The sequence below is a fragment of the Winogradskyella echinorum genome (assembly GCF_014297365.1).
GTDB classification, from domain to species: Bacteria; Bacteroidota; Bacteroidia; order Flavobacteriales; family Flavobacteriaceae; genus Winogradskyella; species Winogradskyella echinorum.
In genome coordinates this window covers 661,276-674,349 of the sequence record NZ_JACOQD010000001.1, presented here as the reverse complement: position 1 = coordinate 674,349, position 13,074 = coordinate 661,276, and the positions used below count along the sequence as shown (strand labels likewise).

Annotated in this window: 9 protein-coding genes; 7 read left to right on the top strand and 2 right to left on the bottom strand. The window is 31.6% G+C overall.

All coding sequences use genetic code 11. From position 1 onward, the window contains the following. Nucleotides 1-10: 10 nt before the first annotated feature. The 6 genes from H8K90_RS02945 to H8K90_RS02920 all read left to right on the top strand — a co-directional run bounded on the left by H8K90_RS02945 (nt 11) and on the right by H8K90_RS02920 (nt 8,706). Complete coding sequence (locus H8K90_RS02945; RefSeq protein ID WP_186844441.1) at nt 11-292, top strand: DUF427 domain-containing protein; 282 nt, start codon at nt 11-13, stop codon at nt 290-292. A gap of 3 nt (nt 293-295) precedes the next feature. Next, on the top strand, nt 296-1,516 hold the full coding sequence (locus H8K90_RS02940) for a bifunctional alpha/beta hydrolase/OsmC family protein (RefSeq protein WP_186844440.1): 1,221 nt from the start codon (nt 296-298) through the stop codon (nt 1,514-1,516). A gap of 2 nt (nt 1,517-1,518) precedes the next feature. Then, nucleotides 1,519-2,685 (top strand): ergothioneine biosynthesis protein EgtB, encoded by a 1,167-nt coding sequence (egtB, locus tag H8K90_RS02935; protein ID WP_186844439.1) that lies wholly within the window; start codon nt 1,519-1,521, stop codon nt 2,683-2,685. Continuing rightward, complete coding sequence (locus H8K90_RS02930; protein ID WP_186844438.1) at nt 2,686-3,627, top strand: L-histidine N(alpha)-methyltransferase; 942 nt, start codon at nt 2,686-2,688, stop codon at nt 3,625-3,627. A 75-nt stretch (nt 3,628-3,702) separates the two neighbouring features. Further along, complete coding sequence (locus H8K90_RS02925; RefSeq protein ID WP_186844437.1) at nt 3,703-7,407, top strand: metallophosphoesterase; 3,705 nt, start codon at nt 3,703-3,705, stop codon at nt 7,405-7,407. Nucleotides 7,408-7,416: 9 nt separating this feature from the next. Beyond that, complete coding sequence (locus H8K90_RS02920) at nt 7,417-8,706, top strand: DUF2254 domain-containing protein (RefSeq protein WP_186844436.1); 1,290 nt, start codon at nt 7,417-7,419, stop codon at nt 8,704-8,706. Here the strand turns inward: H8K90_RS02920 and H8K90_RS02915 are convergent, their stop codons facing one another. Then, entirely contained in the window at nt 8,707-9,516 is an 810-nt protein-coding gene (locus H8K90_RS02915) for a hypothetical protein (RefSeq protein ID WP_186844435.1), read from the bottom strand. An 83-nt stretch (nt 9,517-9,599) separates the two neighbouring features. On the opposite strand from H8K90_RS02915, the gene H8K90_RS02910 reads away from it, so the two are divergent. Continuing rightward, entirely contained in the window at nt 9,600-10,817 is a 1,218-nt protein-coding gene (locus tag H8K90_RS02910; RefSeq protein WP_186844434.1) for a BaiN/RdsA family NAD(P)/FAD-dependent oxidoreductase, read from the top strand. Here H8K90_RS02910 and H8K90_RS02905 read toward each other — a convergent pair. After that, nucleotides 10,784-13,072, bottom strand: a complete 2,289-nt coding sequence (locus H8K90_RS02905; RefSeq protein ID WP_186844433.1) for a response regulator — start codon at nt 13,070-13,072, stop codon at nt 10,784-10,786. The genes H8K90_RS02910 and H8K90_RS02905 overlap by 34 nt on opposite strands. Between the last annotated feature and the right edge of the window lie 2 nt (nt 13,073-13,074).

The following is a 13,074-nucleotide window of genomic DNA, read 5'->3' as shown; positions in this document are numbered from 1 at the left end:
AAATTTAGATATGAAAGCAATTTGGAACCATAAAATTATTGCAGAAAGCAGAGATACTATTGTCATTGAAAACAATCATTATTTTCCGCATGATAGTATAAACAAAGAATTTTTTAAACCAAGCGAAACACATACGGTTTGTCCTTGGAAAGGTACAGCGTCTTATTATACGATCACAGTAGATGGAAAAGAAAACGTAGATGCAGCATGGTTTTATCCAGAGGTTTCAGATTTAGCAAAGGGTATTAAAAATAGAGTCTCTTTTTGGAGAGGTGTTATCATTGAAGACTAAAATATGAAAAGTGCAAAACTAAAAATAGCAAACAGAAAAGGATTAACGTTAAATGCTTCGTTAGAACTTCCTGCAAACCAAAAACCAAACTACTACGCCATTTTTGCCCATTGTTTTACATGCAGTAGTAATTTAAAAGCGGTAAAAAATATAAGTAGGTCGTTAACTCAAGATGGATTTGCAGTTGTTCGGTTTGATTTTACTGGTTTAGGGAGAAGTGAAGGAGAATTTGCTGATAGTCACTTTTCGGCCAATGTAGAAGATTTGTTAGACGTACATGCTTATATAACACAGAATTATGAGGCGCCAGGATTATTAGTTGGTCATTCCTTAGGTGGTGCAGCAGTACTATCTGCAGCTGCTCTAATAGATGCTGTTAAGGCTGTGGCAACTGTTGGTGCACCTTCAACAGTAGGTCATGTAAAGCATTTGTTTTCGCATCAAATAGATCAAAAAGATAAAGGAAATGTAGAAGTTAATATAGGTGGAAGACCATTTGTTATTAACCAAGATTTTGTTGAAGAATTTGACAAAACCGATTTACCTGCTACTGTAAAAAGTTTACGAAAGCCTTTATTAATCTTGCATTCTCCATTCGATAAAATCGTAGGTATAGAGAATGCAGAACAACTATACCATAACGCTCGTCATCCTAAAAGTTTTGTGACTTTAGATAATGCAGATCATTTATTAAATGATGAAAAAGATAGCATTTACGTAGGAGAAATTATTGGTACTTGGGCAAAACGTTATTTTCCAAAAATTGAAAATGTTATGTTAAGTACAGAAGGTGAACAACTGGTTGGTCATTTAAATATAATTGAAGATAATTTTACGACTTCAATACAAACGAAGAATCATTCATTAATTGCTGACGAACCAGCAAGTGTTGGAGGAAGCGATTTTGGGCCATCTCCGTATGAATACTTAAATGCGGCATTGGCAGCCTGTACAGTAATGACCTTAAAAATGTATGCTGAACGAAAAAAATGGGATCTACAAGAAGTATTTGTCTATATATCTCACTCTAAAAAGCATAGTGACGATTTACAATTGGTTGTAGATAAACCTAAATATTTAGACCATATTAGTAAAAAGCTAAAATTTGTAGGTAACTTAGATGCTACCCAAAAAGAACGATTAAAAGAAATTTCTTCGCGATGTCCTGTTCATAAAACAATTGCCAGTGAAGTCATTTTTGAAACCAATATAATTCAAGATTAATAGTGCGACCCAATACAGTTAAATCCATTACCCGAAATCATTTTTTAGAAGTTAGACATCAAACAGAGTTAATTTGTAAATCTCTAAAGCCCGAAGATGTTTCCATACAGCCAGCAGTATTTGTATCTCCTCCAAAATGGCACTTGGCTCACACAACTTGGTTTTTTGAGCAATTTGTTTTATCGAACTATAAATCTAATTATAGCGTATTTAATAATGACTATGCCTATTATTTTAATAGTTATTACAACAATGTAGGTGAACGTGTAATACGAGCAAATCGAGGGAATATGACACGTCCAACTTTAGAGGATGTACTGCGTTATAGAACATATGTAAATAATCATCTCGCGGAGTTTATTGAAGAAGGAATTTCTGATGAAATTTCAGATGTTATAGAAATAGGGTTGCATCATGAGCAGCAACATCAAGAATTATTAATCTATGATATAAAATACATTTTTGGTAATCAACCTTCATTTCCTGTTTTAGATTACAACGTACAGTTACAGTACGAAAATAGGGAACAAGAATTTTTAAAAATTGAAGAAGGAATTTATCATATCGGACATAATGCAGATGATTTTTGTTTTGATAACGAATTAGGAAGACATAAAGTTTATTTGCATGATTTTGAGATTTCTAACCGTTTGGTAACTAATGCAGAGTTTATAGAATTTATAGAAGCTGGTGGATATCAAAATTTTAATTTATGGCATGCTGATGGCTGGGAGTTTGTTCAGAATAACAATTTAAAAAGACCTTTATATTGGCATAAGGTTAATGGCAAATGGATGCATTATACATTAAATGGTTTTGTTGAAGTAAATGGAAATTTGCCGGTTTGTCATATGACGTTTTATGAAGCCTTTGCATATGCACAGTGGAAAGGTATGCGTCTACCTACTGAGTTTGAGTGGGAAGTTTCATCAAATAAATTTAATTATGGGCAACTTTGGGAATGGACCAATAGCGCTTACTTACCATACCCTAATTACACAAAAGTAGAGGGTGCACTTGGGGAGTACAATGGTAAATTTATGGTGAACCAAATAGTATTACGAGGTGCTTCGGTAGCTACAGCCAAAAAACACAGTAGATCAACGTATCGTAATTTTTTTCAAGCAGATATGCGTTGGCAATTTTCAGGAATTAGACTAGCAAGATAGATGATAGATACTTTTGCACAAGATGTGCTAAATGGCTTAACTGCCAACAATAAATACTTGTCATCTAAATATTTTTATGATGACAATGGAAGTCGCATATTTCAAGAAATAATGAATATGCCAGAATATTACCCAACAAATGCGGAGTTTGAAATACTATCAATGCAATCCAAACAAATTATTGAGGCCTTAAAATTTATTGGACCTTTTAATATTGTAGAGTTAGGTGCTGGTGATGGTTTTAAAACCTTTAAACTTTTAGAATATTTGGTTAGTAATAACGTTGACTTTCATTATATCCCAATTGATATATCTCAAGAGGCAATTGATATGCTATCTACAAGGCTGAAAAAGAAACTACCAAGCTTAAAAATTCATCCAAAAGTGGGTGATTATTTTAAAATCTTAAAAGAGAATCGTAAGAGTGATTACCCAAGTTTGTTATTGTTTTTAGGTGGCAACATTGGAAATTATAAAAAGGAAGAGGCCATAGATTTATTGGGATTGATACATAAAAACATGAAGATCGGAGATAAACTCTTAATAGGTGTTGATCTTAAAAAAAATCCGATTATAATACATAATGCGTATTACGATAAGCATGGTATAACAAAACGTTTCAACCTTAATTTGTTATTGAGAATCAATAGAGAGTTAGGTGCCGATTTTAAAATTGATGATTTCGATTTTTATTGCCATTATAATCCTATTACTGGTGATGTAAAGAGTTACATAATTAGCCTAACAAAGCAAACAGTTTATATAAAAACTTTAGATAAACATATTACGTTCGATTACAATGAATTAATATGGACCGAGCTTTCTAAAAAATATAGTCCAGACGAAATTAGTAACTTAGCAAAAGCATCACATTTTAAACCGATTACAAATTTTTTAGATTGCAAGCATTATTTTGCAGATAGTCTTTGGGAAAAAATGTAGATGGATTAATTTCTTTAGCAGTAGAGTTAAAACTTAAGGTAATATCTAAATACCTTTGCCACACAAAATTGTAGTATGAAAAACACTTACAAAATAATTACCCTAACATTTCTTTTAATTCTATTTAATGCTTGTGCAACTTATAAAGTACAGTATAAAAATGAAGCTGATAAATCTAATGTTTTACCAGATAAAGAAATAAATAAAAAATTCTATCTCATTGGTGATGCAGGTAAATCTCCTGAAGGAGGGATGTCTAAGGCGTTAACTGCATTTAAAAATCATACAGCAAATATAAAAACCAAGGATGATTATGTGATTTTTCTCGGGGATAATATATATCCTGCAGGTTTACCTAAAAAAGATAAAAAAGGTAGAAAAAATGCAGAAAACGCATTAAATGGTCAAATAAAAGCAGTTAAAGATTTTGATGGAGAAGTTCTTTTTATTCCGGGTAATCACGATTGGTATGCAAACGGATTAAAGGGTTTAAAGCGTCAGGAAAAATATATAGAAGAAGCTCTTGGGAAAAATACGTTTCAACCAGAAAATGGATGCCCTTTAGAGAGTATAGACGTTAGTGATTCAATTCAATTAATTGCTATTGATACACAATGGTATTTAGAGAATTGGAATGATAACCCTACAATAAATGACGAATGCGAAATTAAAACAAGAGATCGTTTTTTTGAAGAATTAGAAGGAGAACTTAAAAAAGCTCAAAATAAAACTATTGTTTTTGCAATGCACCATCCTATGTACACTAATGGTGTTCATGGAGGTTATTATGCGGCTGAGAAACATTTATATCCAACTCAAAGTAAAATACCTGTACCAATTTTTGCATCTTTAATTGCACAAATAAGAACACAGGGAGGTGTGTCAATTCAAGATCGATATAACGAGCGATATAATAAATTAATGAAGCGCTTAGAAACGCTCGCTTTTGAGTCAGAGAACTTAGTTTTTGTTTCTGGGCACGAGCATTCTCTTCAGTATATCGAAAATGAAAGAGTTAAACAAATAGTTTCGGGATCTGGAGCTAAAGAATCTGCAGCACAATTAAGCAATAATGGCTTGTTTTCATATGGAAAGCAAGGTTTTGCAGAAATAACAATATACAAAGACGGAAGTAGTTGGGTGGCTGTCTACGGCGAAGAAAATGGACAAGCAAAACGACTATTTACCAAGGAATTATATGAGCCTACAAAAGAATATGATGTTTCTAATTTACCAGAAAGTTTTCCACAAGAAATTAAAGCGTCTGTATATGAAAAAGAAGAGACAGATGTTTCTGGTTTTTTTGAGTCTGTTTGGGGAGACCACTACAGAGAGGTATATAGTACAAAAATCACAGCTAAAGTTGCTACTTTAGATACTTTATATGGTGGTTTAGAGATTGTAAGAGCTGGTGGTGGACACCAAACGAGATCTCTACGATTAAAAACAAAAGACGGTAGAGAGCTAAATATGCGAGCCTTGCGTAAGAGCGCTACTCAATATCTTCAGACAGTAATGTTTAAGGATACTTACATTCAAGATGAATTTGAGAAAACAGCCATAGAAGGCTTAATACAAGATTTTTATACAGCTGCACATCCTTATGCATTTACAGTTGTACCAGATTTGTCTGATGCTGCGGAAATATATCATACCAATCCAAAAATCTACTTTATTCCAAAACATAAACATTTAGGAAAATACAATAATGATTATGGCGGAGAACTTTACATGATAGAAGAACGCCCTGAGGAAAATTATGCAGAAGAGAGAAATTTTGGATTTGCTGATGATATTGAAAGTACGCACGATATAATTGAAAAAATTCGTGAAGATGAGAAGTATAAGATTGATGAGAATGCTTATGTAAGAGCACGTCTTTTTGATATGCTTATTGGAGATTGGGATCGACACCAAGATCAATGGCGTTGGGCTCAATTTGATCAAGAAAATGGAGACAAATGGTTTCGTCCTATACCGAGAGATAGAGATCAGGTATTTTCTAATTTCGATGGAGCTTTATTAGATGTAATGAGAATCATTTCAGGATCTACAAAACAATTGCAAGTTTATGACGAAGAGCTTAAAGATTTAGAATGGATGAATGCTGCAGGTGTAAAATTAGATAGAGTTATGGTACAACAATCTAGTTTAGAAACTTGGTTAAAACATGCACAATTTTTAGAAGAAAATATTACAGACGATGTTATAGAAAAGGCCTTTTCTAAAGTTCCAAAAGAAGTGCAAGACGAAACGTTAGATGATATAAAGAGTAAGCTTAAAGGAAGACGTGCTAAACTTAAGAATATTGCAAATAGATATTATAATTTTTTAAACGAACTGGTTATTCTAACAGGTACAGACAAAGACGATTATATTGAGGTTAAAAGAATAAGGAATAATGAAACACATGTTAAAATTTCAAGGATAATAGATGGTGAAAAAGGCGAAGTAATTGTCGATAAAACGTTTCATAAAGACATTACAAAAGAACTTTGGATTTATGGATTGGATGATAAAGATGTCTTTGAAGTTACAGGTAAAGCAAATAATTTAATCTTTACTAGGTTAATCGGTGGGCAAGAAAATGACACCTATATTATTAAATCTGGTAGAAGAGTTAAAGTGTACGATCATGAGAGTAAACCGAACACTATAAAAGAGAATAAGGGAGGAACCATTAGATTAACAGATGTTTATAAACTTAATCTTTTCGATTTTCAAAAAAACATAGTTAATACTAGTGTTATAACTCCGGCAATTGGGTTTAATCCAGATGATGGTGTTTCATTAGGTTTACAATTTGTAAAAACCAAAAATGGGTTTCAACGAAATCCATTTTCTCAACAGCATCGTTTTAAGGGTGGTTATTTTTTTGCAACCAGCGGTTTCTCGCTCGCTTATGATGGTGAATTTGCAAACATTAAAGATGATTGGAATTTACACGTTGGAGGATTATTTACATCAGAGAACTTTACAAATAACTTTTTTGGTTACGGAAATGAAACTGTCAATAATGATGACGACCTAGATTTAGATTACAATCGGGTAAAAACGAGTATTTACATGGCAAAAGCAGGCATTATCAAAAAAGGGAGTTTCGGTAGTGACTTTGGAGTAAGAGCAATTTTTGAAGCTATTGAAATAGATGAAACACCAGATCGGTTTATCACGGATTTTGCTTCTTCTTTTGAAGATTTTTACAGCAGACGCATCTTTGGTGCAATAGAAGCTGAGTATAAGTATGCCAGTTTTGATGATAAGATTAATCCAACTCGTGGAATGACTTTTTTACTCAATGTTGGCGCAAAAACAGAATTTAAGGACACTGAAAATACGTATGGATATATAAATTCTAATATTGGGTTTCATAACACTTTATCGCGTAATAGAAAGTTAGTTTTAAAAACAGATTTAAGAAGTCAGTTTAGAATTGGCGACGACCTAATATTTTATCAAGCTGCCAATATTGGAGGTAAGAATGGATTAAGAGGTTTTAGAACAGAACGTTTTACAGGAAAGAATTCATTAGTAGGTAGTGCAGATGTGCGTTATAGCTTCAATTCGTTTAAAACTAGCACATTGCCTCTTCAAATTGGAATTTTTGGTGGATTTGATGTAGGAAGAGTTTGGTTAAAAAATGATCTTTCGGATAAATGGCATAACGATTATGGAGGTGGATTTTGGGTAACTGCTGCTGAGAGTCTTTCAGGGACGTTTAATTTATTTAATAGTGTGGAAGGATTGCGTTTTTCTTTCGGTTTTGGATTGAATTTTTAGTCAATTTAAATGAAGAAACTATACCATAATACACTAGAATATTTCTACAAATTAGAAAGCAGAATTGCCTTTTATCCAACATTACTTAGTTTAGCTGGTATAATCTTTGCTTTTCTTATGATTTATATTGAGAGCAAAGGAATTTCTGGCTATTTGGTTGAAAAGGCGCCATTTTTAGTTGTGAATGACACAGAGACAGCACGAACATTACTTACAACTTTTATTGCGGGCTTAATATCAATAATGGTCTTTAGTTTTTCAATGGTAATGATATTACTCAACCAAGCATCTAGCAATTTTTCGCCTAGAGTACTTCCGGGTTTAATTTCTAATAGTAGACATCAGATTGTTTTAGGTATATACAATTCAACACTATTTTATTGCATATTTACTTTGGTAAGTATAGAACAAGATGGAGATAAATATCAATTACCAGGATTTTCAGTGTTGTTAGGTATTTTAGGTATGAGTTTATGTCTTTGTGCTTTTATATATTTTATTCATTCAATATCTCAAGAAATACAGGTTAATAATATAATGAGGCGTATTTTTAATACAGCTAAAAAACGACTTGTTGATCTCATTGAGGAGCAAAATCAAATTAGTACTGATTTTCCTGAAACAGACAAATGGGCTTTTTTAAATTCTGTCGAATCTGGATATATACAGGATGTATCTATTCATACAATTGCAGCTATTGCTGAGGATGAAAATTTAAAATTTGAAATCATTCCTGTGAAAGGAATTTATAATTTAAAGGGTTCTCCAATTATTAAATATAATGGAGATATAAATGATGAAATTAAAGAAAAGCTATTAGCCTCATTTCACTACTCTCAAAGTGAACTTATTGAAGATAATTACGTCCTCGCATTTAAGCAATTAACAGAAATCGCTGTTAAGGCAATGTCACCAGGTATAAATGATCCAGGCACTGCTATAAATGCCATAGATTATATTACTGAATTGTTTTTATTAAGAATTAAAAAAAATGATAATAGTTTTATTTATGATTACAGAGGCATTGCCAATGTTTCTATAAATGCTTTTAGTTTTAAAGATTTAATTTACAATACAATGAGTTCTCTCAGAACCTATTGTAAGCACGATAATATTATTGTTCAAAAATTGATGCAAATGCTGTCGTTATTGCTGAAATCAGAAACTTTTGCTCGCGTTGATTATAAGAATAGCTTAAAAAAGGAGATAGACAATCTTTACGAAGATGCTACAAATAGTTTAAAGAATAGTGAAGATTTAAATCGGCTAGATTTAGCTTACCAAAATATAACATCATAATTACTTTAAATAAAAACTATAAATATTACCTCCTTCGCTACCATTACGTTCGTCAGTAATGATAATAGTAGAATCAGATTTAAAACAAAGACCTTCCTTTTGCGAATTATGATCAAACTTTTTTTCAGTTATATCACCAGAGAAAAAATCATCACTATCAAAGTCGGATAATTTCCATAATTTGTCATGGTTAAGTAAAACAATAGTTTTGCCGTCTTTACTGATATCAGCTGAAGTAATCTTATTATTTTTTCCTTTCAAATTAAAATCAGATTTAACAACAGCTTTATGTTTTCCTATTTCATTTGGTACTTTTAATACAATGAACTTTTTAGTTTCTTTACTAATAATATAAAAGGAATTATTATACAGAAAAAAAGCTTCAAAATCTTTTGATTTTACCCCTTTGGGTGCGGTAAACTCTATAGTTTCTACTTCGGCAGTATTATTACCTAAATCTTCGTTATTGACTTTTAATATTCTAAAGTATTTTCGTTTTCCGTTATTATTACCAAAATCACCTATGTACAGGTTGCCAAATTCATCAGATGTTAAGTCTTCCCAATCAATGTTGCTTGCATTAGTTATATTAATATTTCTTATAATTTTACCTCTTTCATTTAGTCCGTATAATTCGCTATCATTGCCAGAATCTTGTATAGTCCAAATCAGGTCAGATTGCGAAATAATTTCGGCAGCGGAAGCTTCGTCTATACTATTATTAATACTACCTTCAATTGTTAATTGCCCATGAGATTGACAAGAGTTTGTAATAAGAAACAGAAATATTAGTCTTTTAAAGTATATCATTGTAGTTTTATTGTTTCTTAAGAATAAGAATTGATGCAAGTAAAAGCAAAAAAATAGTCATAAAATCTTCTTAAATCAAAGTATTGCAAAAACGAAAAGATATTATAATTGTTGGAGGTGGAGCTGCAGGCTTTTTTGCAGCCATAAATATTGCCGAGAAGCAACCTGAGTTGTCTATTGCTATTTTAGAGCGTGGTAAAGAAGGCCTACAAAAAGTGAAAATTTCTGGAGGAGGTCGTTGCAATGTAACACATGCAGAATTTATCCCGTCAGAATTAATTCTAAACTATCCAAGAGGAGAAAAAGAGTTATTAGGACCGTTTCATACATTTATGACAGGTGATACCATTGCTTGGTTTGAAGAACGAGGAGTGCAGTTAAAAATTGAAGATGATGGTAGAATGTTTCCGGTGTCAAACTCTTCTCAAACAATTATTGATTGTTTTTTAAATGAAGCAAAAAAGCACAATGTTGAGGTGCTTTATAACCACTCCGTAAAATCTATTAATGCTAGAGAAAATGATTTTCTAATAGACACGTCTCAAGGTATTATTGAATGTGATAAGTTAGTTGTTGCCACAGGGAGTAATCCTAAAATGTGGAGCGTATTAGAAGATTTAGGACATACCATTGTAAAGCCTGTGCCATCACTTTTTACGTTTGATATAAAGGATAAACGCATTAAGGATGTTCCTGGTGTGGTAGCAAAAGATGTTGTAGTAAAGGTATTGGGTACTAATTTAGTTTCAGAAGGTCCTTTATTAATCACACACGTAGGTATGAGTGCGCCAGCCATTTTAAAACTTTCTGCCTTTGGTGCTGTTGATTTAGCAAAACTCAATTATAATTTTGAAATTGAAATTAATTTTATTCGCCAAGAATTTGAAGATTGTTTAGAGATACTAAAAGATTTTAAACAAGACTTAGCTAAGAAAACAGTTTTAAATTCTGCACAATTCGATTTGCCAAAACGCCTCTGGAAACAATTAGTTGTTGCCTCTAACATTAACGAAACAGAACGTTGGGCAGATATTAATAAACAACAATTAGAAAATTTATCGCATCAATTAACACAAGCTATTTTCCAAGTTACAGGGAAAAGTACTTTTAAAGAAGAGTTTGTTACAGCTGGTGGTGTAGACCTAAAAGAGGTGAATTTTAAAACCTTTGAAAGCAAACGTATTCCTAATTTATACTTTGCAGGTGAAGTGATAAATGTAGATGCCGTTACAGGTGGTTTTAATTTTCAGAATGCTTGGACAGGAGCTTACATTGTTTCTACAGCCATAGGTTGTTTATAATAATTTTCGTTACCATTATTATGCGATAGTATTATTGCCTTAAAATCATCGAAAATATATGGCTTAGTAATGATTTGGTTGATGCCAATTTCTTTAGCTTTTAATGAAATTTCATTAGAATTCAGTGCCGTTAAAGCTAATATTGGAATTTTAGAATTAAACATTCTTATGTGTTTTGTTACTTCAAAACCGTCCATTCCCGGCATGTTAATATCCATTAAAATTAGGTCAAATGCTCTAGCTCTTACCATTGAAATGGCTAAACGGCCATTGGATGTTGTTTCGCATGTATAGCCATTAATTTTTTCAATATTTTTTTTCGTGATTAACAAGTTAATCTTATTGTCATCAACGATTAAAACATGCATGTTGTTTAAATTTGAATCAATGGCAATAGGTTTTTTAAGTTTTAATGAGAGAGCAATATTAAATTTTATTTCAAAGAAAAAGGAACTGCCTTTACCAGATTCTGAGACAAAATCTATATCAGAATTATGGCTTTTAAGCAATGTCTTAACGATTGATAGGCCGAGACCAGAACCACTACTATTTTTGTGTAGAAAGGTCTTGTTTTCAAAAGCATTAAAAACTATTTCTCTATGTTCTTCCTTTATGCCAATGCCAGTATCATTAACTTCAAATTTTAATGTCACATCTTTTTCGCTTCGTGCTTTTTCAAATACATTTATACTAACCTGTCCCTTTTGCGTATACCTAATAGCATTATAAACAAGATTAATTAGTATTTGACTAAAAGCTACTTTATCAATTAAAATATGCTCATTTTCATTAGAGGGATCAATATGAGTAATTAATTTAAGCCCTTTATCTTTAGCAGAAACTTTAATTGTACTAATAACATGATTAATAATGTTTTCTATTTTATCTGGCTTTAGTCTAAGATTTTTCTCTTCAAATCTTAAGCGGTTGGCTTGTAATATATTATCTACAAGTATAGATAAGTAGTTGCTAGAAGATATTAAAGACTCTAAATAAGATTGCTGTTTGTTTTTATCTGTTTCTTGTTCTACAAGTGTTGCTAATCCTGTAATTCCGTATACAGGTGTGCGTAATTCGTGACTTAAAATCGAAAAGAATTCTTGTCTATCTTTATCAATAGCAACTAATTTTTCATTAGATGCTTTAAGTGCTTCATTAACTGCCTGGCTGTTTCTTTTAGCTTTAATATAGAAATAAAATATTGCTAAGGTTATAATTAGTAAAAACGTTGTAAATATGGCGATAATAAGCATGGCCTTAGAGGTCTTTGCATCTTTTTTCCTTATCTCATTGGCGAGATCTAACTTTTGTTGTGTGTTTATAATTTTGTAGATGAGTTCACCATTTCTAGCATTTCTTTTTTCAAAGTCGCCTAATGCATTGTATTTGTAAGAATCAGATTTTAAAAGGAATAAATTGGCTGAATCTAAATTCTTTTTAACATCCGAGTAATAAAGGTATTTGTAATAATTAAAAGTTCCGAGTTTACGAAACGCGTCAAAATCATCTTCAAACGCTAGTTTTAGTTTTTCTTCGTCAATGGAAAATAATCGCTTATAGCTTTCGGCTTTATATGCCGAAGATTTTACATGTGCAATAGCATTATTAAACTTGTATGAGTATAATAGTTTGTTTTTTAGACCTTCCTTTTCTTTATCTTCTGAAAAATTTAGACTATCAAAATCAATGTTTTTAATAGCGTCAATTGCAAACTCTGTTTGCTCTAAAAGCTCATCATTTAGCCTAGAATAATAACTTTTTTTAATTAAAAAGTCTAAATTCACAAAGTATAGCTCGGTATTTAAGCGCTTAGAAACTTGCTGGGCTTTTGGATAAATACTATCAAATTTGCTATAGTTTTTAGAAGATAAATACGTGTTAACTAAACCAGATAAAACAAGATTTTCGCCTAAACTGTCATTGATAGATTGATAAATGTCATAAGCTTTTAAGTGATAACTTTCAGCATTTTTATAATTAGACATTTTGGTTAAGACCTTGCCTAAAGAATAATAAGCTTTGGCTTGCGTGGATTTTAAATTATATTTTCCAGAAAAACTAATCGCATCATTAAGAAGCAACGTTGCTTTGTAAAGACTATCATTTTTTACAAGTCTATTTAGTGCTTTGTTATCAAAAGTACATGACAGCGTGCTATCATTAACCTTTAATAATCCATCTTGTCCAAAAACAGAGAGACTACTAAAAACAATTAAATAGAAGCTTATAATTTTGTTAGATTTGGGGAATCTCATAA